Genomic DNA, 23,423 nt, shown 5'->3' with positions numbered 1-23,423 from the left:
CCACTCCGCCTCCACGACTGAGGCCCGGGGGCCCGGTCCGCCACCTCCGCGTCACCTCGCCGTCCGTGTGTGTCCCCCTCGTATCCACCGCGTATCGGTTTCGCTGAAAAGGCTGTGTCCTGGGTCACGTTCCAGTTGAATGAGGCCCGGGGGGTGCCCGCATGAGTGGCTCTGCGAGTGACACGGCCGACACGGCGAGGGTTCCCGGGGTTCCCGGGGCCGATCTGCTCGCCGCCCTGCTGGACGGCATGGACGCGGCGCTCTGCGCGCTGGACGCGTCCGGGACCGTCACCCACTGGAACCGGGAGGCCGAGCGGATCCTCGGCTGGAGCGCGCGCGAGGCCGTCGGGCGGCGCGGCTTCGACGGCTGGGCGGCCCGCAGCGCCGACGCCGAGGAGATCCTGGAGCGGCTGCTGCGCGCGATGGCCGTGCCCGGCCGCCAGGTCCACGAGTTCCCGCTGCTGCGCAAGGACGGCGGACGGATCCTCGTCCGCACCCAGACCGCGGGCGTGCGCGGCGCCGACGGACAACCGGCCGGGGTGTACTGCGCGTTCAGCGAGGTGCACGTCCAGATCGACCTGGAGCGGTCCCTCGGACTGAGCGAGGCGCTGCTCGCGGACGCCGCCTGGGGCGTGATCCTCGTCGACGTCGACCTGCGCCCCGCCGTCGTCAACGGCTACGCCGCCCGCGCCCTCGGCACCTCCCGCGGCTCGCTGCTCGGCCGCCCCCTCGGCGAACTCGTCACCCAGGGCGTGGAAGAGCTCGAGGGCGCCCTGCGGCACGTCCTGGCCGCGGGCTCGCCGCCCGCTCCGGCCGACGTCTGGGTGACCCTGCGCGGCGCCCGCGGCGAGCGCCGCCGCTGCTGGCGGTGCGGCTTCGTCCGGCTGGCCTCCCCGCTCGCCGAGGAGCCCGAGCCGGTCCCGCTGGGCGTCGGCTGGCTCTTCCAGGACGTCACCGAGGCCCGCCTCGCCGAACAGGACGCCGACCGGCTGCGGTTCCGCTGGAGCCAGCTGCACCGCGCGAGCGTGGCCGCCGCCGAGTGCGAGGACCCCCTCCGGGCCGCCGCCGTCCTGCTGGACTTCGCCCTGGCCGGCTTCGCCGACCACGTCCTGGTCGACCGCACCGCCCCCGGCGACCGCCTGGTCCGGGCCCTCGCGAGCCCCGGCGGCGCCCCCGGGCCGGTCGCCCCCGTCGCCGCCGGCGGCATCCCGCTGCGCTACGCCCCGACCCACCCCGCCCTCCAGTCCCTCGCCCGCCAGGGCCCCACCCGCACCAGCGCCGCCCCCCACACCCCGCGCTGGGCCGCCGACCGCCTCTGGCCCGCCGACACGGCCCACGCCCTCTGCGTCCCCCTGCGCACCCGCGCCCGCACGGTCGGCATCGCCACCTTCCTCCGCTCCCCGTCCCGGCCGGCGTTCGAGCGGGAGGACGCGGAGTACGCGGAGACGGTGGCGGGGAGGGTGGCGGCGGCGCTGGAGGGGGCGCAGTAGCGGGGGCTGAATCCGCCGGGACCGCTGTCGGTCACCTGTGCGATCATGCGGCGAACTCCGCGACGACGATCGCGACCACCACCGCTCCTGGGGGGACCGGGAATGCAACAACCGTCGGGTACGGCGCCGAGACCCGCGCCGTACACCGCTCTGCTCGCCACACTCACGCTCGTGCTCTCCCTGCTGCTTCCGGTGTTCACCACGGCACCGGCCCAGGCGGCCGAAGCGTCCACCGCTCCGGCGTCCGAGTCCGAACCGGAGGCCTTCGAGAAGCCCGCAGCCACAGAGGAGGCCGCCGCCCCCGCCACTCCCACGAGCGAGGCGCCCGCCGCTCCGGCAGCCGGGACCTGTGCGCCGCTGGCACTCGCCTCGTTCGGTGATCCGGGGGCGGCGGTCGGCAAGGCATCGCTGGAGCCCGGCGGCACCGCGTGCTTCGTCCTCACCGTCGACCGACCCGGCCGGCACTACGCGGCGGTGGACGCGAGCGGAGTCTCAGTCTGGTTCTACGAGGGGACGACGCCGCTGGAGTGCGCGCTCCCCCGCGTGTGCGACCTGCCGAGCGGGGGCACGTACACGCTGCGGATCGACAATCCCGAGAGCTATCCCACCCGCGATGTGTCCGCCGCCGTCACGCCGCTCTCCGACACGACCGGCTGCCTGCCGGAGACCGGTGTGTCCTGGGACCAGGAGCTCGGGACAGGTACGGTGGCGAGCCGACTGGACCTCATCTGCCATCCCTTCCCGGGCCGGTCGGGTGACCGCATCACCGTCGACCTCCGCATGGCGGTCACCGGCAAGCAGGCTTCCTCCTGGATCGCCGACGAGACCGGAGCCCCCGCGTGCGACCGGCCGGCGGACAAGGGCGACGGGTGCGTGCTGACCGGTGACGGCCCCTACCGGGTTCTCGGCCGCTTCAGTGATGTCGACGACGCCTTCCCTGCCTCCTACACCCTGAAGGTCCGCCGTCTGTCCGACCCGGCGGGCTGCGCGACGATCTCAGTCACCCCGTACGGATCCGGACCGGAGTCGCCCCTGGCGTCCGAGTGCAGGACCTTTATTGCCACCGTCACCGGCCCGTACGACGTGTACCGCTTCGACGCGGCCACCTCGGAGCGCACTCGACTCCAGGTGTACGACGCGGACGGCCGGACGGTCTGCACTCCCTTCGCCTCCTGCGCGCTGACCGGCGGGAGCACGTACACCGTGCTGACGACGGGGCAGACCCTCGTCCTGGACCGTTCCGCCACGCAGAACTGCGAGGTCCCTCCGCTCGGCACGATGGTGGGCACGCTCGGGCAGTTGGGTGAGACCGACTGCCTGGCGCTTCCCCTGCCTGCCGGATCCCGCGTGGCGGCACTGGTGCCGATCGGAGCCTATTGGCCACACGCCACGTTCGAGGTTGTGGACGGTGCGGGGGCGCGCGTGACGTGCAGCCGCTTCTCCTGCGAGCTCACCGGTCCTGCCCCGCATCGCCTTCTCGTTTCAGCGGCCCCAGACTCGAAGGCGTTCACGGGCACCTACCGCTTGGCACTTCAGCGCACCGACGCGGACAACGACTGCCCCGTCCTGCCGGCGGGAGACTTCACGGCTTCGCCTCCGAGCGTCCAGGTCACCGGCAGTGCGGACGCCTACTTCCACTGCTACTCCATCCCGGCGGCGGACCATTCGGTGCGTGAGATCGTCCAGCTCAAGGGGGCGAGCAGTAAGGCTCTGGCGCAGGTGGCGGTCGTGGACCGGTCGGGCAGAGAGGTCTGTGCGACCACGTACCTGCAGGAGACCTGGGCCTCCTGTGGTCTGACCCCCGGAGCCGCCCACACGGTTCTGGTTCTCGGAAGGGCCGCCGAATGGACCGGTGACCTGTCCCGCCGTGATGTCACAGCCACGGCGAAGGGCTGTACGCCCACCCCCGCGGCCGCGGTCGGCGGCCCTTCCACGGGCGGTCCCCTCAGCGCTCCGGGTGAGCTCGTGTGCCGACAGGTGACCACGGCCGACGCCGGAGATGTCCTCCTGTTGCGCGTGCGCGACACCCTCGGCAACGCGTGGGCTGACGTCTACGGACCCGGCGGGGAGCGAAATACCTGCACGGACGGCCCGGCGTGCACGATCACGGGAGTCGCCCACCAGGTGATCGTCCATGTCCCCTGGTTCAGGAAGTCCTCGGGCTCGTATCGCATGGACGCCGTACGCATCGCCACGCCCGCCGGCCCGGCGCCCGAGTGCACGCAGGTGCAGAACGTCGTCTTCGGCTATGGCCCTGTCACGGGCACGCTGGACGAAGCGCACGCGACCTCCTGCGCGACGCTTCCGACGTCGAACCTGGACCGGTTCGACGTCGCCACCGTTGACACCGCTGGGGGGCCGGCCGGGCCGGTGCCCATGCTGTACGACGCCGGGCATGACAACCGTTGCACTGGTTCCGGCACTCACTACTCGTGTTCTCTGTACGAAGGGGGCATACAGCGGCCTTCGCCGAGCACATTGGTCCTCGGCCTGCCGGGAACCGCGTCGAAGACCACGTACGACACCACGCTGAAGTGCCTGTCCTACACGTGTGGCCTGGTGCCGGTGAAGGTCGGATCGGTCTCTCCGATCACCACCCCTGCCGGCAGCGTGGCGACCGTCACCGTGAAGGGCACGTCGCTGACGCTCAAGGACCGCATCAGCCTGTCCGAAGGCCCGGCGCCGCTGACAGCCACCACGGTCTCGGTTTCGCCGGACGCCACGACGCTGACGGCGACGGTGGATGTGCGACGCGCTCCTGTCGGCACCTGGTCGGCGGCCCTCTCCACGCGGCTCGGTGTGAAGTGGAGAGGGACGTTCTCGGTGACTCCCTCCGCAGAAGTCAACACGTACAAGGCGATCGCCCCGACCCGTGTGATGAGCACGATGGCCGGTCTGGGGGTTCTCCAGGGCAAGGTGGGCAAGGGCGAGACGGTCACCCTCCAGGTGGCGGGCAGACCGGGCCTCCCGGCGACCGGCGTCTCGGCTGTGGTGATGAACGTGACGGCGGTGGCGCCGACGGCAGCGGGCTATGTGTCGGTCTTCCCGGCGGGGACGACCCGTCCGACGACGTCGAACCTCAACTTCAAGGCGGGCCAGACCATCCCGAACCTGGTGGTCGTCCCGGTGTCGGCGGACGGCAAGGTGAGTTTCTACAACCACAGCGGGGCGGTGGACCTGCTCGCGGACGTCTCCGGCTATTACTTCGGCGACGGCGCGGGAGCCACGTACAAGGCCCTCGGCCCTATCCGCGTGATGAACACCCTCGCGGGGCAGGGCGTCCCGAAGGCGAAGGTGGGGCCGGGCAAGACGGTCACCCTCCAGGTGACCGGCCAGTCCGGCATCCCGGCCGGCGGAGTCACGGCGGTCGCGATGAACGTGACGGCGGTGGCGCCTACGGCCACCGGCTACGTGTCGGTCTTCCCGGCGGGCACCGCCCGCCCGGCGACGTCGAACCTCAACTTCACCGCCGGCACGACCATCCCCAACATGGTGATCGTGCCCGTGTCGGCCGACGGGAAGGTGAGCTTCTACAACCACTCCGGCTCGGTTGACCTGCTTGCCGACGTGGCCGGCTACTTCACCACGGACAGCACCGGCTCCTCGTTCAAGCCGATGGCGCCGACCCGCCTCATGAACACGATCGCGGGTCTGGGCGTACCCCAGGGCAAGGTCGGACCCGGCAAGACCGTCACCCTCCAGATCGCGGGCAACTCCGGCATCCCGGCCACCGGCGTGACGGCGGTCGTGATGAACGTGACGGCCGTCGCCCCGACGGCGACCGGCTACGTCTCGGTCTTCCCGGACGGCGCCCCGCGCCCGGCGACGTCGAACCTCAACTTCACCGCCGGGACGACCATCCCCAACCTGGTCGTCGTCCCGGTCGTGAACGGCAAGGTGAGCTTCTACAACCACGCGGGGTCCGTGGACCTGCTGGCGGATGTCGCCGGCTACTACGCCTCGTAGGACCTGACAGAGAAACGACAGAAGAACACGGGGGCCGCGGCGAGAAGTCGCCGCGGCCCCCGCGTCCGTTTCCGGCCCCGGTGGCCGGATGCCCGGGGGCGCGCCCCTCAGTGGCGGAAGAAGATGCGGTCCCGGTACTCCGCCATCACCCGCCCGTTCCACTCGTGCCCGCCGTCCACGTTCCCCGACCGCAGCAGCGGCGGCTCGACGCCGAGGCGGACCATCTCCTCGGCCGCCGCGGCCATCGTGGCCTGCATCAGGGCGCTGGTGACGACCGTGGAGGCGGGGGCGAAGGGGGCCTCGATGCCCTCGTGGGTGAGTTCGGCGTCACCGACGGCGATCTTGGAGTCGAGGACGATGTCGCAGTGGTCCTTCAGATACGTGCCCGAGACGTGCCGGGACCTGGTCTCCGTCGCGTACGCCACCGAGGTCACCCCGATCACGGTGAGGCCGAGGGCGCGCGCGTTCATCGCCATCTCGACCGGCAGGGCGTTGCGCCCGGACAGCGAGATGACGATCAGGACGTCGCCGGAGCGGGCGGGGGAGGAGTCCAGGACCGCGCCGGCCAGGCCGTCGACCCGTTCGAGGGCGGAGCCGAGGGTGGCGGGCATGACGTCGACCCCGACGACCCCGGGGACGGCCAGCAGGTTCATCAGCGCGAGGCCGCCCGCCCGGTACACGACGTCCTGTGCGGCGAGCGACGAGTGGCCCGCGCCGAACGCGAAGAGCCGGCCGCCCGCGGCGACGGCCTCGGCGATGGCGGTGCCGGCGGCCGCGATGTCCGCCGCGTCCTCGTCCCGCACCTTCTGGAGCAGCCCGATGGCGGCGTCGAAGAACTGTCCGGCCAGCTTGCTCTCGCCCATGGCGGCGGCTCCTTCTCGTCGTGGTCGCCGATCACGGTGCGGTCTGGACCATTGCTCTGTCAATACCGTCCCGCCCGCTTCCCCCCGGCACGCCCCGGTTGTCGGTGCGATGCGTCAGAATTGGTGCAGGGCCAGCGCACGACTCATCGAGGGGCACGTATGTCCGGACTGATCGACACCACGGAGATGTATCTCCGCACCATCCTTGAGCTTGAGGAGGAAGGTGTTGTCCCCATGCGCGCCCGTATCGCCGAGCGGCTGGACCAGAGCGGTCCGACCGTCAGCCAGACGGTGGCCCGCATGGAGCGCGACGGCCTGGTGGCCGTCGCGAGCGACCGCCACCTGGAGCTCACGGACGAGGGCCGCCGCCTGGCCACCCGCGTGATGCGCAAGCACCGGCTCGCCGAGTGCCTGCTCGTCGACGTGATCGGCCTGGAGTGGGAGCAGGTCCACGCGGAGGCGTGCCGCTGGGAGCACGTGATGAGCGAGGCCGTGGAGCGCCGGGTCCTGGAGCTGCTGCGTCACCCGACGGAGTCGCCGTACGGCAATCCGATCCCGGGCCTGGAGGAGCTGGGCGAGAAGGCCGAGGCCGAGTCGTTCCTGGACGACTCGATGGTCTCGCTGGCCGACCTGGACGCGGGTGGCGAGGGCAAGACGGTGATCGTCCGCCGTATCGGCGAGCCGATCCAGACGGACGCCCAGCTGATGTACACGCTGCGGCGCGCGGGCGTGCAGCCCGGCTCCGTGGTGTCGGTGACGGAGTCCCCGGGCGGTGTCCTGGTGGGCAGCAGCGGCGAGGCGGCCGAGCTGGACGCCGAGGTCGCGGCGCACGTCTTCGTCGCCAAGCGCTAGCGTCCGCCGCCCGGTCGGGCGGTTGAGCCGGGTCCCGCTTTCCGGCGGGCTCCGTCTCGCGGCGGTCCCGCTTTCCGGCGGGGCCCGTCGTACGGCCGACCCGCTTTCCGGCGGGGCCCGTCGTACGGCCGACCCGCTTTCCGGCGGGGCCCGTCTCACCGCCGGGCCCGTTTTACGGCGGAATCGCCACGCCCACGGCCCTTCCCGTGCCACGCTGGTGGGATGAGGGTCGTCCTTCGTACGACAACGGTGAACCCCGGCGCCCTGAGGCGCCGGGGTCCGTCCTCCCCTGTGCTGACCCGGAGCCCCGAGCTCCCAGGGTCATTCCCCTCGGACCGATTTCCCCGAGCGGTCCGCCTCCCGTTGAAGATCTCCCCTCGGCCGCGGCCGTCAATCCTTGAGCGCTGTCACTCGAACGTGGGGTGTTGAGCGGCAGAAGCGCATTTTCGAATACAGGTTCGATAGTCTGGCGCAGCTCCACGGGTTCATTCCCGGGGCCATGGGAAAGAGGGGGTGCCGAGCATCATGGTGCGACGACTCGACGTCACGGGGGCCGACGGCGTACGCCTGGCGGCCTGGGACTACACGGAACAGACCGCGCCGCAGAGCGGCTCGGGCGTCCTGCTCCTCCACGGCCTGATGGGCAGGGCCTCCCACTGGGAGCCCACGGCCCGCTGGCTCGCCGCCCGGCACCGTACGATCGCCCTCGACCAGCGCGGCCACGGCCACAGCGAGAAGCCGGCGGGCGGGCCCTTCACGCGCGAGGCGTACGTCGCCGACGCGGCCGCCGTCGTCGAGCGGCTCGGCCTCGGCCCCGTCACCCTGGTCGGGCACTCGATGGGCGCGCTCACCGCCTGGCAGCTCGCCGCCGAGCGGCCCGACCTCGTGCGCGCCCTCGTCATCTGCGACATGCGGGCCTCCGCGCTCGGGGCCGCGTCCCAGCGGGAGTGGCAGGACTGGTTCCGCCGCTGGCCCGTGCCCTTCGCCTCGCTCGACGCCGTCCGCCGGTGGTTCGGCGAGGAGGACCCCTGGGTGGAGGGCCCCCGCCCGGCCCGCGGCGCCTTCTTCGCCGAGGTGATGACCGAGCACCCCGACGGCTGGCGGCCCGTCTTCGACCCCGCCCAGATGCTCGCCTCCCGCGCGACCTGGGTCCACGACGCCCACTGGGACTCCCTGGCCCAGGTCCGCTGCCCCACCCTCGTCGTCCGCGGCCTCGACGGCGAACTCGGCCGCGCCGAGGCCCAGGAGATGGTCCGCGTCCTCCCGCGCGGTGCCTACGCGGAGATCCCCGACGCGGGCCACCTCCTGCACTACGAGCACGCCGACGCCTGGCGCGAGGCGGTCGAGCCCTTCCTGAACGGCGTCCTCACCTCCTGACGCCCCCGCGTCGCCGCTCGGGCCGGAGCGGGCGTCGAGCACCCCGTCCGGCCGCCGACCGCCGAGCGAAAGACCCCAGATTTCTGGGATGGGCCCCGGGCTCGCCGACTGCCACGCTGAAGGCGCCATGAGACGCTCTCTCAGTTAAGGACACCGGCATGTCGATACGTTCCCGGCTGGCCACCGTGACCGCCGCCCTGGCGCTCGGGGCCGGCCTCTTCGCCGCCCCGACCGCCCACGCCCAGAGCATCTGTGACGGACCGGAGCCGCCCGCGTGGTGCGACGGCGGCGGCGTCGAGGACCCGCCGGTCGACTACGACCCCCAGGGCAAGCTGAACTCGGCGACCCGGGCCCCCGGCGGCATCAACGTCTCCGGCTGGGCCACCGACCCCGACGGCACCGGACCGGTCCGCGTGAAGATCACCGTGGGCGGTACGTGGGTGGCCACGCTGGACGCCAACCAGTCCGGCGGCGGCTTCTCCGGGTTCGTCGGCGTCCCCACCGCCACGGGCCAGGTCTGCGCCACCGCCCTCAACACCGGCTACGGCACGAACACCGCCCTCGGCTGCTCGATCTCGGTGAACCACGACCCCATCGGCAACCTCGACGGCTACCGGATCGACGGCAACTCGGTCACGATGTGGGGCTGGGCCCTGGACCCGGACACCACCCAGTCCACCCAGGTGTACGTCCAGTACAGCGACGGCAACACCTACGGCCCGTACCCGGCCAACCTGACCCGTACGGACGTCGGCGCGGCGCACCCGGGCTACGGGGACGCCCACGGCTTCCAGTTCACCTTCACCCCGACGCAGATCCACCGCTGCTACACCGCGTGGACCGTCAACGCGGTGGACCTCCACGCGGGAGCCGACAAGTCCGTCGGCGGCTACTTCTGCTCCTGACGACGGAGCGAGGCCCCGGGGCGGCGGGGGCCGGGTGGCCGCGGCCCCGGGGCGGCGGGGGCCGGGCAGCCGCGGACCGGGAGCGGCGGGGGCCGGGCAGCCGCGGACCGGGAGCGGCGGGGGCCGGACGGCGCTCCGGTCGGGCGCGGTCAGAACCCGAGGGTCGCGCTCTCCGCCGTACGGGCCCGCAGTTCGCACGGGTTGCCGTAGGTGGCCTGCCAGCTCACCCGCCGGCCCTGCCAGACGCCGTCCCCGGTGACCGTGACCGGGTCCCACTCGCGGGTACAGGGCCGGTCGGCCGCCAGGGCCGTCAGGCGCCCGAAGTCGCCGTCGGCATCCGCCAGTTCGGCGCATGCGGCGACCGGGTCCGGGTGGGTGCCGCCGGGCGTCGGGGCGCAGGTCAGGGTGACCGCGCGCAGGACGGTGGCCGTCTCGGCGCTCTCGCCCTCGCCGACGGTGAGGACGAGCGCCGACGGCGCGTAGAGGCTCGTGGGGGCGGCCTCGGCGGTGCCGCCGGCTATGGCGGTGCCGAGGAGGGTGAGGCCGGTGGCGGTGGCGAGCGCGGTGGCGCCCACGGCACGGAAGTAACGCACGGTAAGTCCCTTTCGCTTGTGGCTACGGGTACGGATGCGGAACGGAGTCTTGTCGACGCTCAGGGTGATCGCACATCCGTCGCAAATTTCCGGCCGTGTGTACGCATCGGTCGGGACCGACCGGTCGTTCGGGCAGTTGAGGCGGGGTGCGCCGCCCGCCGCGTCACCCCGACGTACCGCCGCGGCACCGGTCGTTCACGTCGGAACGACCCTCTGACCTGCAATGCCGCACGGAATGTTCGGAATTGGAGGATTTCAGGACGCCGTCGATCGGCCGGAAGGCAGCCACCGATCCGGCCCCGACGCCCCGGCCGGCGCCCGTACGGACCTACCCCTTGCTCACCGCCGCCAGGATCTCCGGGAGCCGCCGCGCCACCCGCGGCGCCGCCAGCCGCAGACCGCCCCAGGCGACCAGCGCGCCGTACAGCGTGCCGATCGGCAGCACGATCCACAGCAGCTCGCCCGCCCACAGGTGGAGCAGGACCGTCGTGACGATGACCGGGGCGCACAGCAGGGCCGCGGCGAGCATGCCGCCGAAGATGGAGATCCAGGCCAGACCGCCCTGGCCCGGCGCCACGTTCTTGAAGGCGCCGTCCTGCGGGATCGAGTACGGGTAGTTCGCCGAGGCCACCGCGCCCGTCGCCATCATCGCGCCGAGCAGGGCGAACGCCACGCCCAGCGCCTCCGGCAGCCGGCTCCAGTCACCGAGGACGCCCGCCGTCACCGTCGTCACCAGGGCGGTGTACGGCACGGTCACGGCCAGCAGGGCGTAGGCACGGGCCCGCAGTTCGGCGTAGGCGTCGGCCGTCGTCGAGAGGGTCTGCGCCACCATCCAGAAGGCGGAGGTGTCCTGGCCGAACTGGTTGTACATCTGGATGCCGAGCATGCCCGAGGCGAAACAGGCGAAGTACACCGAGCCGGTGCCCTGTAGGGCGTTGAACAGCGGGACGATCGCACCGACGGCGAGGGAGGAGACCCACGCCGCCTTCGTCTTCGGGTCGCGCCAGATGTAGCGCAGGGTGCGGTCCATCACCGCGCCCGTGCGCCCGCCCGGCAGGATCCGGCCGAGCAGCCCCGTGGTGGCGGCCTTCTCCTTGGCCCCGCCGGACGCCGCGCCGATCGTCGAGCCGTCCGGCTCCACCATCAGCCGGACCAGCGACCGCCGCCACCAGGAGACGAGCGCCACCAGGGCGAGCGCCGAGATCAGCAGCCTGGCCGCGGCGACCAGGTGGTCGCCGTCGCCCGCCGCGTCGATCGCGGACACCGCCGAGGCCGGCGGCAGCCAGGCCACGACCTCCGCCGCCGGTTCGAGCGTCGCGAGCCCCCCGGCCTGGCTGAGCCGCTGGGCACCGAAGTTGACCACCTGGACGCCGACCGCGATGACCAGGCCGGACAGCACGGCCAGGTCCCGGCCCTTGCGTGAGGTGAGGAGCCGTACGTTCGCGGCGGCGACCGCCCGCGAGAGCGCCACGCACACCAGGACGACCAGCGGTACGGCGAGGACGGCGACGACGATCCCCGCCGCTCCCCGGGCCAGCGTGAGGGCCGCGCCGACCGTGACGCACAGCGTGAACGCCGGGCCGATGCCGACCAGCGAGGCCACGAGCAGCGCCCGGACCAGCGGCCGGGGCCGCAGCGGAAGCATGACGAGCCGCGACGGGTCGAGGGTTTCGTCACCGCCCGGCACGAACAGCGGCATGAACGCCCAGGACAGGGCGAGGACCCCGGTGAGCAGGACGGTGACGACGGCCGCGTCGTCGTCACCGCGCAGCAGGACCGCGCCGAGCACCAGGAAGGCGGCGAAGACCGCGGCGACGACGATCGAGGAGACGTAGGCGGCGGTCCGGCCGCCCGACTGCTTCAGGCCGTTCTTCAGGAGCGACAGCTTGAGCCGGACGAAGACGCCGGTCAGCGACGGGACCGAAGGCGACGGGCCGGCCGACGGCGTGGCCCCCGGGGCCGAGGCGGTGCTGGTGGTGCTCATCGGGCCGGACCGCCCAGCCAGTCGAGGGAGTCTCCGGCGTCGTCCCGCCCGTGCGCGCCGACCAGCTCCAGGAACGCGGCCTGCAGCGACGGCGCCGCGCCCCGCACCTGCTCCAGCGGGCCCTGCGCGCGGATCTGCCCGGCGGCCATCACGGCCACCCAGTCGCACAGCGACTCCACCAGCTCCATGACGTGGCTGGAGAACACCACGGTGGCGCCCGAGCCCGTGTACCGCTCCAGGACCCCGCGGATGGTCTGCGCGGACACCGGGTCGACGCCCTCGAACGGCTCGTCGAGGAACAGGACTTCCGGATTGTGCAGCAGGGCCGCGGCAAGGCCGATCTTCTTGCGCATGCCGGTCGAGTAGTCCACCACCAGCTTGTGCTGCGAGCCCGCGAGGTCGAGCACGTCGAGCAGCTGCGTCGCGCGCTTGTCGACCTCCGCGCCGGGCAGTCCCCGCAGCCGCCCGGTGTACGCGAGGAGTTCGCGGCCCGACAGCCGCTCGAAGAGCCGCAGGCCCTCCGGCAGGATGCCGATCCTGGCCTTCACCTGCGCCACGGACTCGGGATCGGCCCAGACGTCATGTCCGGCCACCCGGATGCGGCCCGCGTCGGGCCGCAGCAGGCCCGTGATCATCGACAGCGTGGTGGTCTTGCCGGCACCGTTGGGCCCGACGAGCCCGATGAACCGGCCCGCGGGCAGGACCAGGTCGACCCCGTTCACCGCGATCTGCTGCCCGAAGCGCTTCCACAGCCCCTCGACATGAACGGCGGGCACCGCACCGGATCCCGGTGCACCGCCCGCCGCTTCGGACCCTCCGTCGAATGCCTGGTCAGGCATCATGTTCCGTCAACCCTTCGGTTGTCCCCGTACAGTCGGGAACCACCTTACGGGTGGGCGTCTTTCCGGCCACATGGCCAAAGACCCCCGCGGGGCCCGCCGTTCCTTACGCCCCCGTCCGTACGCCCGCCGTCCCTACGCCCGCCGGCTGCGCGCGTCGGCCGCCTCCCGCCCGCACGCGTACGCCAGCGGGCTGATCAGCTCCTCCGCGTCCGGCAGCCAGCGGTTCGCCGGCGTGGGCTTACGGGCCCACTGCACCGCGCCGAAACCGCCGACCCGGGTGGGCGGCGCCGCCACGTAGAAGCCCTCGCCGCGCGTGACCAGGTCGATGGAGGTGGGCACCCAGCCCAGCTTGCGCACCAGGTCCGGCACCTTCGCGGCCGCGCCGGGCAGCACGAAGAAGAACATCCGGCGGTCCGGCGTGCAGGTCACCGGGCCGAGCGTCAGCTCCATGCGCTCCATACGGGCCAGGGCGAGGAAACCGGCGGACTCGGGGACCTCGATCGCGTCGAAGGTACGGCCGGTCGGCAGCAGGATCGACGCCTTCGGCGTCTTCGACCACATCCGCCGGGCCCCGACGGCGCTGCCCGTCGCCTGGGTCGACCAGTCCGGCCTCGCCGGGTGGGCGCCGGGCATCGGGCACGCCTCCGCGCCGCAGGAGCAGCGCTCCTTGCCCTCGACCGCCTCCAGCCAGGTCCCGGGGACCACGTCCCAGTGCCGCTCTTCCGCGTACCGCACGGCGCTGTCCAGCAGCAGCTCGCCTCGCTGCTTGGGGATCTGTGCGGCTTCCGTGACTCCGATGGTCTCTTCCACGTCGAACTCAACTGCCGCCGTCACCTGGGGTTACGGGCCCGGCCGAGAGTGGGGTGGCGCATCGATCCTGCATGCGGGGCGCACGGGTGCACGGGCGGGGGCGCGCGTGGGGCCGGGGAGCGGCGGGCGGGTACCCAGGGTGGGGGGCGTCGGTGGTGAAGGCCCCAGGGGCTTCGTGGCCGACGTGTCCGGTTTCGCGTGTTCACATCTGCATTGACCGGATATTCGCCGGGCAGTGATCAGCCAGTCGATCACTCTTGCCGGCCACAGGGGGTAGTCATCATGGCAGCCAGACCACTCGTCGCCCGCCAGCCCAACGAACGCCTGCAGGCGCTCATCCAGGAGGCGGGGTGTTCCAACGCCGGCCTCGCCCGCCGGGTCAACATGGTGGGCGCGGAGCGCGGCCTCGACCTGCGCTACGACAAGACGTCGGTGGCGCGCTGGCTGCGCGGCCAGCAGCCGCGCGGACGGGCGCCCGGCATCATCGCCGAGGCCCTCGGCCGCAAGCTCGGCCGCACGGTCACCATCGACGAGGTCGGCATGGCCAACGGCCGCAACCTCGCCTCGGGCGTGGGGCTCCAGTTCGCCCCCACCGTGCTCGGGGCGATCGAGCAGGTCTGCGAGCTGTGGCGCAGCGACGTCGGCCGGCGGGACTTCCTCTCCGGCTCGACCGTCGCCGCCTCCGCGCTGGTCGAGCCCAGCCGCGACTGGCTGATCAGCGGCGCGGACCCGCAGGTGGCGCGGGCGGCCGGGGCGCGGGTCGGTCCCTCGGACGTCGAGGCGGTACGGGCGATGACGGCCGCCCTGGTCGACCTGGACCGGCAGTACGGCAGCGGACACGTACGGCCGGTGGTGGTCCACTACCTCAACAGCGTGGTGTCGGGGATGCTCTCCGGCTCCTACCGGGAGGCGGTGGGACGGGACTTGTTCGCGGCCACCGCCCGACTCACCGAGCTCGCCGGGTACATGGCCGTCGACACGGGCCAGCCGGGCCTGGCACAGCGCTACTACATCCAGGCGCTGCGGCTCGCGCAGGCCGCGGGCGACCGGGCGTACGGGGGCTATGTGCTGGCCGCGTCGATGAGCCACCTGGCGGCGCAGCTCGGCAACCCCAGGGAGATCGCCCAGCTGGCGCGGGCGGCGCAGGAGGGCGCGCGGGGGCAGGTGTCGCCGCGCGCCGAGGCGATGTTCCTCGCGGCGGAGGCCCGCGGCCACGCCCTGCTGGGCGACGCGCACGCCTTCGGCCGGGTGGCGGGCCGCGCGGAGGAGGCCCTGGAGCGGGCCGACCCCGAGTCGGGCGACGACCCGGCGTGGATCGCCCACTTCGACGACGCCTACCTCGCGGACGAGCTGGCGCACTGCCATCGCGACCTCGGCCAGGCCCGGGAGGCGGCCCGCGCGGCCGAACGCTCCCTCGCCGGGCACCCCGAGACCAGGGCACGGCGGCGGGCGATCGGCCTGGCGCTGCTCGCCACCGCGCAGATCCAGCAGCGCGAGGTGGAGGAGGCCTGCCGCACCGGCACCCGCGCGCTCGAACTCCTCGCCACCCTGCGGTCCTCGCGCGGCGCGGAGTACCTGGACGATCTGCGGGAGCGCCTGGAGCCGTACGCGCGGGAGGCGGCGGTGCGGGAGTTCGAGGCGCGGCTGGACCTGCACGCCGCCTGAGCGGCGCGGCTGCGGCATGGCTGCGGCATGGCTCACACGAGTCTCGGACGCGTGTGCGGGGGACGGGGCGCACCCGGTAGCGTGAGCCGACGATTCCGTAGTTCCGTAGGTCCATCAGTAGGAGTCCCGGTGACGCACAGCGGACAGGGTCCGGAGCCGCAGTATCCGGCCGCGCAGCCCCTCCCACCTGAGGTGACCCCTGGTGGCCCCTCGGACGCCCAGGCGACGCAGTACCTGCCGCCGGTCCCGGCGCAGCCTCCGGCGGCGCCCCCGGCCGCGCAGCCCGGGTACGGCTATCCGCAGGCGGCCCAGGGCGGTTACGGCTACCCGGGCCCGGACGCCCAGCCGACGCAGTACATGGCGCCGGTGGCGCCCCAGGCCCACCAGGCCCACCAGGCCCACCAGGCCCACCAGGCCCACCAGGGCGCCCAGGGCGCGCAGGGCCCGCAGGCTCCGGACGCGCAGGCCACGCAGTACCTGCCGCCGGTGGCCCCGCAGGCTCCCCAAGCCCAGCAGGCTCCGGACGCGCAGTCCACGCAGTACCTGCCGCCGGTCACCGGCGGCCCGGACGCGCAGGCGACCCAGTACATGGCGCCCGTACAGCAGCCGTCTCCCGCCCCGCAGTCCGCGCCGCAGCCGGCGCCGGGGCCGCAGCCGGGGTACGGGGAGCGCCCGCCGCTCGCCGACTTCGACAACCTGTTCCGCAGCGACACCCCGGCCCAGGCTTCCCCGCCCCCGGCGGCGCCACGGCCGGGGTACGGCTACCCGCAGCCGCCCCAGCCCCCACACCACCACCAGCCGCAGCAGCATCACCAGCCGCCCCAGCCGCCGCAGTACGGCGGCGGCTTCCAGGACGCGTACTACGACGACGAGCCCGAGCCGCCGCGCCGGAAGTCGCCGCTCGTGCTGATCGCGGCCGTGGTCGCCGGGTGCGCCGTGGTCGGGCTCGGGGCGGGGGCGCTGCTCAGCGGCGGGGACGAGAAGGACGACACGGCCGGCAAGGGCGGGCAGAACGTGGCCGCCAGTTCGGCCGCGCCCCCCTCCGGCGGGGCGAGCGAGAAGCCGGCCGATCCCGCCGAGGCCCAGGCGAAGGCCCTCGACAAGCTGCTCGCGGACAGCAACAACAGCCGGGACGCGGTGATCCGTTCGGTCGAGGCGATCAAGAGCTGCAAGAACCTGGACCAGGCGGCGGCCGATCTGCGCGGCGCGGCCGAGCAGCGCCGGGGCCTGGTGACCCGGCTCCAGTCCCTGTCCGTGGACCAGCTGCCGAACAGCACGGCGCTGACCGGGGCGCTCACCCGGGCATGGCAGGCGTCCGCCTCCGCCGACGACCACTACGCGGCCTGGGCGGACCAGGCGAAGAACAAGAAGGTCTGCAAGGGCGGCAAGGCCCGGTCGACGCCTCAGACGATCGAGGCGAACAAGAAGAGCGGCGAGGCGACCATCGCCAAGCGGGAGGCGGCCACGCTCTGGAACCCGACCGCCGAGAAGTACGGACTGGAGAAGCGCAGCCCGACCCAGCTGTGAGCGGGGCCGGGCCACGGGGCGTGGTGCCGACGGTCCCGGCTACCACCGGTCGCGGCTGCCGCCGGTCTCGGCCGGTCCCGGCCGCAGCCCGTCCTGGCCGCCGCCCGTCCTGCCCGTCAGGGTGCGGTCAGGACCGTCTCGCCGACGTCCACGAAGCCGGGCTTCTGGGCCACGAGGCGTCCGTCGCGGACCACCTGGAACGTCACGTCGTGATTGACGATCCGGGGGAAGCCGGGGGCGCCGAGCAGATCGTCGTACCGCCAGCGCAGGTCGGGCGTGAGGCCGCCGGTGTCGATCGTCACCCCCTGGTCGAGGGCGTGCGAGATCTGCAGGGCGCTGATCCGGTCGCTGTCCAGCGACTCGATGACCTGCCGCAGGACGGTGTAGGCGATCCAGGTCGTCTGCACGCCCGCGTCCGCCGGGTCGACCCGGTTGTCGACGAAGGCGTGCTCCTTGATCACCTTCTTCATGGGATCCCAGGCCCTGTGGTCGGCGTCCGGGTACCAGCCGGTGACGTAGGCGCCCTCGAAGGGGCTGTCGGCGCCGCCGGTGCGGTCGATGACCGGCTGGCCGACGCTGCCGAGGACGGAGGAGATCCGGACGGTGTCGCCGCCCTTGCCCTTCCCGGCCTTCTGTTCGGGAAGGCGCCGGAAGGAGTCGAAGAAGGTCTGGGTGCGCTCGCCGAGGACGGCGGTGACGCAGCCGTCCTCCCCCGCGGCCCGGCTGCGGGCCCGGCTGGCCTGCTGGGTGTACTCGGCGGCGTCCTCGACCGCCGGGATGTCGACGGCGCTGCGGTGGCTGGCCTTGCGCAGGCCGGAGTTCAGCAGGTCCGGCAGTCTGTCACCGGCGATGGTGTCGGGGCGGACGAGGGAGACCGTGCGGCAGCTGGCGGCGAGCTGCATGCCGTGGCCGGCGACGAGGGAGGCCAGTCCGCCGTTGACGGGATAGGAGAGCGGGCTGGTGAACTCGTCCTCCGAGATGCCGTAGCCGCCGATGTACGGGATGCCGGCGGCCTCCAGCGGGGCCATGAAGGCGCGCCCGTTCTGGCTGTAGGAGCCGACGACGGCCACGGCGCCCTCACGGACGGCGCGGCGGGCGCAGGCGGAGGCGCCCGCGTTGGTGTTCTGCTCGTTGCAGGTGAGGACGCGCAGTTCGTGGCCGTCGATGCCGCCGTTGGCGTTGACCCAGCGGGCGTAGGCCTGGGCCATGGCGGGCATTCCGGGCATATTGGTGGCGCGGGTCTGGTCGGGCGCCCAGGTCATCACGGTGACGGGCTCCCTGGAGCCCCCCGTGGCACCAGGGAGAACGCCACAGCCGGTGAGCAGCGACGCTCCGGCCGCCGCTGTCGAGACGTACGCAAGGAGTGAGGTCAGTCGCCTACCGGTCATGGGCATGCACACTTCCGCCCCATGGGTAACGCGGGAGTGAGGCCGCTTCAACGCTGGGTGACGTCAAGGTGAATTGCAGGCGTCGGTGATCAGGGCGGGGCCGGAGCCGGGCGGGGAGCGGTCCGGGGGCGGGCCGGGCCCGGGAAGGGCGCTGTCAGTGGGTGAACGTACGATCGAACGATGTCCAGTCCCACGTCCACCACCAGCTCCACCGGCTCCACCCCCGCCTCCGGTTCGGTGAACTCTTCCCGTCGCGGCCGTCGCTCCTTCACCATGGGCGGCATGCCGCTCAACGACATGCCGTGGTGGCGCTGGCGCGCCAACGTGCGCTCCGCGCTGCACATGCTCTCCGACCCCGGGTTCCACGAGACGACCTGGCTGGCCGGCCAGGAGGGGTACGGCGACGTGACCGACGCCGTCTACCGACTGGTGGAGGACACCTGGCTCGACAACTGGTCCGCCGAGAAGTACGTGGGGACGATATTCCGCGACTCGGGCGAGGCCGCGCTCGTCGACGTGGCCGTGCTGCGGGTGCTGCGGATCATGCACCAGGTCGGCGCGGACGCCCCGGTCTCGGCGTACCTGGAGCACCACGCCTGGCCGGAGGCCGTACGGGCGGCCCGTGAGGCGCACGTACGGATGGCGACGGCCGACGGCGAGGACCCGGACGTCCCGCCGCGCTCACTGGAAGTGCTCCGTATCATGACCCGGTCGTGAGGCGTTCCGTCTGACGGACGGCCGGACTTCCGCCGCTTTCCGGTGTGGCAGGCTAGACGAATGACCGACCAGTACGTCCTCACCCTTTCGTGCCCCGACAAGCAGGGCATCGTGCACGCCGTGTCGAGCTACCTCTTCATCACGGGATGCAACATCGAGGACAGTCAGCAGTTCGGAGACCGTGACACGGGTCTCTTCTTCATGCGGGTCCACTTCTCGGCCGAGGCCCCCGTCACGGTGGACAAGCTGCGGGCGAGCTTCGCCGCCGTGGGCGACTCCTTCGCGATGGACTGGCAGATCCACCGGGCCGACGAGCGCATGCGCGTCGTCCTCATGGTGTCGAAGTTCGGCCACTGCCTGAACGACCTGCTGTTCCGCTCGCGGATCGGCGCGCTGCCGGTGGACATCGTGGCCGTGGTCTCCAACCACACCGACTTCGCCGAGCTGGTCGCCTCGTACGGCATCCCCTTCCGCCACATCCCGGTCACCAAGGACACCAAGCCGCAGGCCGAGGCGGAGCTCCTGGAGCTGGTGCGTGAGCAGCGGGTGGAGCTGGTCGTGCTCGCCCGCTACATGCAGGTCCTCTCCGACGACCTGTGCAAGCAGCTGTCGGGCCGGATCATCAACATCCACCACTCCTTCCTCCCCAGCTTCAAGGGCGCCAAGCCCTACCACCAGGCCCACGCCCGTGGCGTCAAGCTGATCGGCGCCACGGCCCACTACGTGACGGCCGACCTCGACGAGGGCCCGATCATCGAGCAGGAGGTCGAACGCGTGGGCCACGAGGTGACGCCGGACCAGCTGGTGGCGATCGGCCGGGACGTGGAGTGCCAGGCGCTGGCCCGCGCGGTGAAGTGGCACGCGGAACACCGCATCCTCCTGAACGGCCGCCGCACGGTCGTCTTCGCGTAGCCCCTGTCGGGGCGGGGGCCGGGACCTGCGGCGGGTGCCCGCGCGGGCGCATGTGCCGGGGGCGGCGCGACGGCCCAGGCGGGCGGGACGCGGGCCCACTCGGGCGGGGCGCGGGGCGGGCGCCGCCCCGGCGGGGCCGCAGGCGCACCCGGGGGCACCCCGCACCCGGGGCGCCCCGGCGCCCTACATCCGGCTCAGCGACGCCGCCGCGAAGAGGACGTCGCGGATGGCCTCGCGGTCGCCGTCCTGGCCGGCGGCAGCCTCCTCCGGAGGCACGTGGCCCGCGACCAGTTGGCAGAACTCGACGCCGTCCATGGCGACCTGCGCCACCGCGTGCTCGCGGGAGCCGAGGGCGGCCGGGGAGTCCAGGGCGATGTACCAGTGGCCGCCGCCCGCGCCCTCGATCTCCAGGTGGAGGGAGCGGCCGGGCGAGCCGGCCGTGACCAGCTCGCGGGGCGGCGCCGCGAGCCCCGATCGGCGGCGTCCGGCGAGGGCCGCCGGCAGCAGCCGGGCCGCGAGGTCGATCATCCCGTGCAGGTGCGTCCCGCTCGGCGGCTCGTAGGGGTAGGCCACCGCGTTCGCGATGTCCTCCGCGTGCACCCAGCACTCGAAGGCCCGCTCCAGGAGCGAGTCCCGCAGCGGCAGCGCGAAGTCCCCGTACGTCACCGTCAGGTCCGCGACCCCGCGCCCCGCGAAGGAGGCCGTACGGATCAGGGAGTGGCTCTGGTCCCGCCACGGCTCGCGCACCGCGCGCGTCGGCGGCCGGTGCGATCCGTTCCACCACATCTCGGTCCGCTCGGTCGGCGGGATCTCCGCCGCGGCCGTGCCCAGCGGGTCGTCCAGCCCGAGCGAGGCCGCCACCAGACCGTCCACGGCGAGGAGGTGGCCGATCACCCCGGCCACCGTCGTCTTCCGGTGCACCCCGCGCTCGCCCTCGAACCACTTCAGCCGCACCGGCGCGTGCCACTCCGACTCGCCGATGTCGCGCAGCAGCGCGTCGAGCCGCGCGGTCTCCGCGTCGTACGGCGTCGCCCACGTGGGCACGGGGATCCGGGCCGGGCGCCGGCCGAGACAGTTCTCCAGGACGCGGGAGCGCAGCAGCGGGTCGAGGTCCAGGTCACGCTCGGCGTGCAGCAGCCCGACCGCGTCACGCAGCCGCAGCGCCTCGTCCGCGCACGGGGCGCACTCGGTCAGGTGTTCCTCGACGGCCTGGGTCTCCTCCGCCGAACACGCCGACAAGGCCCACGCCCCGAGCAGCGACTTGAGCACCCGGTGGGGCAACGGCTCCGCCACGGGGGCGAGGTCCGGCTCCAGCTCCCACGCGGGCACCGGCTCAGGCTCCGGCTCCGGCTCGGGAGCCGGCGAAGGCTCCGGAACCGCTTCCGGTTCCCGTGCGGGACTCAGGTCCTGAAAGGGCGAGCTCAGATCCGCGTGGTCGTCCGCCGCCGGGCGCGGACCCGGTATCCATGGGGCGCGTGCGACCTCCTCGTGATCGTCGTTCGCCCCGCTCACAGCGACCGCCCGTAGCCGCCGGGCGGCGAAGAGCCCTCCAGCGGACGCGTGTTGGCCGTCGACAGGAGCTGGAGCCCGAGCCGCAGCCGGCGCCGGGCCTCGTCCTCCGTCACTCCGAGGTCCGCCGCCGTCTGCCGGTAGTCCCGGCGCTGGAAGTACGCCAGCTCCAGGGCCTGCCGCAGCGGCGTCGGCATGGACGTCACGATGTAGTCGGCGCGGGCCGCGACCGACGCCCGCCGCACCTTCTGCTCCAGCTCCTCCGCCGAGCCCTCGCCGCGCTCCGCGTACGCCACCGTCTCCGACTGCCGCAGCCGGTGCACGGCCTGCCGCTGGGTCAGCCGGGCCACCCAGGACCGCATGTTGCCCTGCTTCGGGTCGTACGCGTCGGGGTTCTCCCAGATGTAGCCGAAGACCTCGCGGGTGACCTGGTCGGCGGCCTCGTCGTCGTCGAGCACGCGGTGCGCCAGGCTGTGCACGAGGGAGGCGAACCGGTCGTAGAGCTCGCCGAGCGCGGCCGCCTCACCGCGCGCCAGCCGCTGCTGCATCCTGCGGTCCCAGCGCGGTGGTGTGTCCTTCGCCGCCATCCGAAGCCCTCCCGACCGACCCGAGTTCTCCTCCAAAGTAATGCGCCCGGCTCCGGCGCACCTCTCTTTGCCGCAAGTGCGCCCTTGACGGGACGGCCAATGGTAAGGAAAGCGACAAGCCCGACCACGGGGGTTTCAACGTCCCCTGGCTGGGCAGCGGGTGATGACAGGAAGGACTGCCTCCGTTTGATTCGCCGATCCGCTGATCCGTTGATTCGCTGAACCTTTGAACCTTGATCCGTCTGAAAGGCGCCGCTCGTGACGATTCAGGTCGACGAGGCCGAGCAGGACCCCTGGACCGTGCTGCGGATCAGCGGCGAACTGGACCTGGTGAGCTCCCCGCTGATCCGCAGACGCGTCCACGCGGCCGTCGCGGGGGGCCGTCACGACGTGGTCCTCGACCTGTCCGCGGTCCGCTTCTGCGACTCCAGCGGCGTCGGCGTCCTCGTCGCCTCCCGCCGCCTGATGCGCTCCTGCGGCGGCCGGCTCCGGCTGATCCTCCCGGCCCGCGGCGCCGAGGACGGGGCGCACGTCAACCGGGTGCTCGCCGCGCTCGGCGTCCGCCGCCTGTTCGAGGTGTACGAGGACGTGCCCGCCGCCCTCGACGAGACGACCGAGCCCCTCTCCGCCTGAGCCGCTCTCCGCCTGAGCCGTTCTCCGCCCGAACCCTCCCGGCCTGCCGGGCCTCGCACCTCCCGGCCCGCCCGGCCGCGCCCCGCCGCCCCTTGCCTTGCCCTCGACGGCAATCCCTACGGTCGGCCCATGACTTCCCCCGCGCAGGCATCCCTCCTGCACCTCGACGCCAGCATCCGCACGGCCGACTCCGTCACCCGTGAGCTGACCGGCCACTTCGCGCGCGCGTGGCGCCGCGCCCATCCCAGTGGCGACCACGCCTACCGCGACCTGGCCGCCGAGCCCGTACCCCACCTCACCCACGCCGTCCGCGAAGCCCTGCTCGACGACGGGTACCAGGGCGAGGACCACGGCGCGTCCCCGGCCGAACGGGCGCTCAACGAGGCGCTGACCGCCGAGGTCCGCGCCGCGACCACGATCGTTCTGGGCGCCCCCATGTACAACTACGCGATCCCCTCGACGGTCAAGGCGTGGCTGGACCGCCTGGTCACCCCGGCCCACCTGGTCCCGCCCGACGGCGGCCCCGCCCTGCTCGGCGGCAAGACGGTCGTCGTGGTCACGGCCCGCGGCGGCTCCTACGCCCCCGGCACCCCGCGCGAGGGCTTCGACCACCAGGAGCCGTATCTGCGCTCCGTGTTCGCTTCCATCGGTCTCGCCGACGACCTGAGCTTCGTCCACGCCGAGCTGACCCTCGCCGCCGTGGTGCCGCAGATGGCCGCCCTCCGGCCGCTGGCGGAGAAGTCCCTCGCGGGCGCGTACGAGAGCCTGGGGCGGCTGGCCGCGTAGCGCGCACCACCGAAGCC

The 23,423-nt window shown here is 73.1% G+C and carries 19 protein-coding genes; 11 read left to right on the top strand and 8 right to left on the bottom strand.

Annotated features, from left to right (window positions below; translation table 11 throughout):
• Window positions 1–161: 161 nt before the first annotated feature.
• Together ABTZ91_RS01035 and ABTZ91_RS01030 are read left to right on the top strand one after the other, a co-directional pair.
• Complete coding sequence (locus tag ABTZ91_RS01035) at window positions 162–1,490, top strand: PAS domain-containing protein (protein WP_352074968.1); 1,329 nt, start codon at window positions 162–164, stop codon at window positions 1,488–1,490.
• 171 nt (window positions 1,491–1,661) lie between these two features.
• The gene (locus ABTZ91_RS01030; protein ID WP_352074967.1) at window positions 1,662–5,456 is read left to right on the top strand and encodes a hypothetical protein; all 3,795 of its coding nucleotides are present in this window, start codon (window positions 1,662–1,664) and stop codon (window positions 5,454–5,456) included.
• A gap of 107 nt (window positions 5,457–5,563) precedes the next feature.
• Here ABTZ91_RS01030 and ABTZ91_RS01025 read toward each other — a convergent pair whose 3' ends face one another.
• Window positions 5,564–6,319 (bottom strand): SIS domain-containing protein, encoded by a 756-nt coding sequence (locus ABTZ91_RS01025; RefSeq protein ID WP_352074966.1) that lies wholly within the window; start codon window positions 6,317–6,319, stop codon window positions 5,564–5,566.
• A gap of 159 nt (window positions 6,320–6,478) precedes the next feature.
• Between ABTZ91_RS01025 and ABTZ91_RS01020 the strand changes: the two genes are divergently transcribed.
• From ABTZ91_RS01020 to ABTZ91_RS01010, 3 genes are all read left to right on the top strand, one after another.
• Window positions 6,479–7,171, top strand: coding sequence for a metal-dependent transcriptional regulator (locus ABTZ91_RS01020; protein WP_345486450.1), 693 nt, complete (start codon window positions 6,479–6,481; stop codon window positions 7,169–7,171).
• A gap of 525 nt (window positions 7,172–7,696) precedes the next feature.
• Entirely contained in the window at window positions 7,697–8,548 is an 852-nt protein-coding gene (locus ABTZ91_RS01015) for an alpha/beta hydrolase (protein WP_352074965.1), read from the top strand.
• A 158-nt stretch (window positions 8,549–8,706) separates the two neighbouring features.
• Window positions 8,707–9,453 carry a hypothetical protein gene (locus ABTZ91_RS01010; protein WP_352074964.1) on the top strand — a complete coding sequence of 249 codons (747 nt, stop codon included), beginning with the start codon at window positions 8,707–8,709 and terminating at the stop codon, window positions 9,451–9,453.
• Between the two features lie 149 nt (window positions 9,454–9,602).
• Here ABTZ91_RS01010 and ABTZ91_RS01005 read toward each other — a convergent pair whose 3' ends face one another.
• The 4 genes from ABTZ91_RS01005 to ABTZ91_RS00990 all read right to left on the bottom strand — a co-directional run bounded on the left by ABTZ91_RS01005 (window position 9,603) and on the right by ABTZ91_RS00990 (window position 13,682).
• Window positions 9,603–10,046 (bottom strand): subtilase-type protease inhibitor, encoded by a 444-nt coding sequence (locus ABTZ91_RS01005; RefSeq protein WP_352074963.1) that lies wholly within the window; start codon window positions 10,044–10,046, stop codon window positions 9,603–9,605.
• A 328-nt stretch (window positions 10,047–10,374) separates the two neighbouring features.
• A complete protein-coding gene (locus ABTZ91_RS01000; RefSeq protein ID WP_352074962.1) occupies window positions 10,375–12,030 on the bottom strand; it encodes a transporter in 1,656 nt (551 codons plus the stop codon).
• Window positions 12,027–12,869: an ABC transporter ATP-binding protein gene (locus tag ABTZ91_RS00995; RefSeq protein ID WP_407077874.1), complete on the bottom strand. Its 843-nt coding sequence runs from the start codon at window positions 12,867–12,869 to the stop codon at window positions 12,027–12,029. The genes ABTZ91_RS01000 and ABTZ91_RS00995 overlap by 4 nt, the downstream gene beginning before the upstream one ends.
• A 135-nt stretch (window positions 12,870–13,004) precedes the next feature.
• Window positions 13,005–13,682, bottom strand: a complete 678-nt coding sequence (locus ABTZ91_RS00990) for a bifunctional DNA primase/polymerase (RefSeq protein ID WP_352074960.1) — start codon at window positions 13,680–13,682, stop codon at window positions 13,005–13,007.
• Between the two features lie 282 nt (window positions 13,683–13,964).
• Between ABTZ91_RS00990 and ABTZ91_RS00985 the strand changes: the two genes are divergently transcribed.
• Window positions 13,965–15,347, top strand: coding sequence for a transcriptional regulator (locus ABTZ91_RS00985; protein ID WP_352074959.1), 1,383 nt, complete (start codon window positions 13,965–13,967; stop codon window positions 15,345–15,347).
• A 129-nt stretch (window positions 15,348–15,476) separates the two neighbouring features.
• Complete coding sequence (locus tag ABTZ91_RS00980; protein WP_352074958.1) at window positions 15,477–16,874, top strand: hypothetical protein; 1,398 nt, start codon at window positions 15,477–15,479, stop codon at window positions 16,872–16,874.
• 116 nt (window positions 16,875–16,990) lie between these two features.
• On the opposite strand, the gene ABTZ91_RS00975 is transcribed toward ABTZ91_RS00980, so the two are convergent.
• Window positions 16,991–18,262 carry an ABC transporter substrate-binding protein gene (locus tag ABTZ91_RS00975; RefSeq protein WP_352074957.1) on the bottom strand — a complete coding sequence of 424 codons (1,272 nt, stop codon included), beginning with the start codon at window positions 18,260–18,262 and terminating at the stop codon, window positions 16,991–16,993.
• Window positions 18,263–18,535: 273 nt separating this feature from the next.
• Here ABTZ91_RS00975 and ABTZ91_RS00970 point away from each other — a divergent pair, with 273 nt between their 5' ends.
• Both ABTZ91_RS00970 and purU read left to right on the top strand, forming a co-directional pair.
• Complete coding sequence (locus ABTZ91_RS00970; protein WP_352075272.1) at window positions 18,536–18,979, top strand: SCO4402 family protein; 444 nt, start codon at window positions 18,536–18,538, stop codon at window positions 18,977–18,979.
• A gap of 60 nt (window positions 18,980–19,039) precedes the next feature.
• Window positions 19,040–19,891 (top strand): formyltetrahydrofolate deformylase, encoded by an 852-nt coding sequence (gene purU, locus ABTZ91_RS00965; protein ID WP_352074956.1) that lies wholly within the window; start codon window positions 19,040–19,042, stop codon window positions 19,889–19,891.
• Between the two features lie 183 nt (window positions 19,892–20,074).
• On the opposite strand, the gene ABTZ91_RS00960 is transcribed toward purU, so the two are convergent.
• Both ABTZ91_RS00960 and ABTZ91_RS00955 read right to left on the bottom strand, forming a co-directional pair.
• Window positions 20,075–21,403 (bottom strand): zf-HC2 domain-containing protein, encoded by a 1,329-nt coding sequence (locus tag ABTZ91_RS00960; RefSeq protein WP_352074955.1) that lies wholly within the window; start codon window positions 21,401–21,403, stop codon window positions 20,075–20,077.
• Complete coding sequence (locus ABTZ91_RS00955; protein ID WP_352074954.1) at window positions 21,400–21,987, bottom strand: sigma-70 family RNA polymerase sigma factor; 588 nt, start codon at window positions 21,985–21,987, stop codon at window positions 21,400–21,402. Before ABTZ91_RS00955 ends, ABTZ91_RS00960 begins: the two co-directional genes overlap by 4 nt.
• 258 nt (window positions 21,988–22,245) lie before the next feature.
• Between ABTZ91_RS00955 and ABTZ91_RS00950 the strand changes: the two genes are divergently transcribed.
• Window positions 22,246–22,620, top strand: a complete 375-nt coding sequence (locus ABTZ91_RS00950; RefSeq protein ID WP_352074953.1) for an STAS domain-containing protein — start codon at window positions 22,246–22,248, stop codon at window positions 22,618–22,620.
• Window positions 22,621–22,749: 129 nt separating this feature from the next.
• Window positions 22,750–23,406 (top strand): NAD(P)H-dependent oxidoreductase, encoded by a 657-nt coding sequence (locus ABTZ91_RS00945; protein ID WP_352074952.1) that lies wholly within the window; start codon window positions 22,750–22,752, stop codon window positions 23,404–23,406.
• Window positions 23,407–23,423: the final 17 nt, after the last annotated feature.

It is taken from the genome of Streptomyces sp. NPDC126499, from assembly GCF_040302485.1.
GTDB lineage: Bacteria > Actinomycetota > Actinomycetes > Streptomycetales > Streptomycetaceae > Streptomyces.
This window is presented reverse-complemented; position numbering and strand designations above follow the sequence as displayed.

Bases quoted from the DNA above. Each gene is read 5' to 3' on its own strand.
- ABTZ91_RS01020 (WP_345486450.1), top strand. From the start codon at position 6,479: ATGTCCGGACTGATCGACACCACGGAGATGTATCTCCGCACCATCCTT.
- ABTZ91_RS00945 (WP_352074952.1), top strand. From the start codon at position 22,750: ATGACTTCCCCCGCGCAGGCATCCCTCCTGCACCTCGACGCCAGCATC.
- ABTZ91_RS00970 (WP_352075272.1), top strand. From the start codon at position 18,536: ATGGGCGGCATGCCGCTCAACGACATGCCGTGGTGGCGCTGGCGCGCC.
- ABTZ91_RS00995 (WP_407077874.1), bottom strand. From the start codon at position 12,869: ATGCCTGACCAGGCATTCGACGGAGGGTCCGAAGCGGCGGGCGGTGCA.
- ABTZ91_RS00975 (WP_352074957.1), bottom strand. From the start codon at position 18,262: ATGACCGGTAGGCGACTGACCTCACTCCTTGCGTACGTCTCGACAGCG.
- ABTZ91_RS00985 (WP_352074959.1), top strand. From the start codon at position 13,965: ATGGCAGCCAGACCACTCGTCGCCCGCCAGCCCAACGAACGCCTGCAG.
- ABTZ91_RS01000 (WP_352074962.1), bottom strand. From the start codon at position 12,030: ATGAGCACCACCAGCACCGCCTCGGCCCCGGGGGCCACGCCGTCGGCC.
- ABTZ91_RS01025 (WP_352074966.1), bottom strand. From the start codon at position 6,319: ATGGGCGAGAGCAAGCTGGCCGGACAGTTCTTCGACGCCGCCATCGGG.
- ABTZ91_RS01035 (WP_352074968.1), top strand. From the start codon at position 162: ATGAGTGGCTCTGCGAGTGACACGGCCGACACGGCGAGGGTTCCCGGG.
- ABTZ91_RS01010 (WP_352074964.1), top strand. From the start codon at position 8,707: ATGTCGATACGTTCCCGGCTGGCCACCGTGACCGCCGCCCTGGCGCTC.
- purU (WP_352074956.1), top strand. From the start codon at position 19,040: ATGACCGACCAGTACGTCCTCACCCTTTCGTGCCCCGACAAGCAGGGC.
- ABTZ91_RS01015 (WP_352074965.1), top strand. From the start codon at position 7,697: ATGGTGCGACGACTCGACGTCACGGGGGCCGACGGCGTACGCCTGGCG.
- ABTZ91_RS00955 (WP_352074954.1), bottom strand. From the start codon at position 21,987: ATGGCGGCGAAGGACACACCACCGCGCTGGGACCGCAGGATGCAGCAG.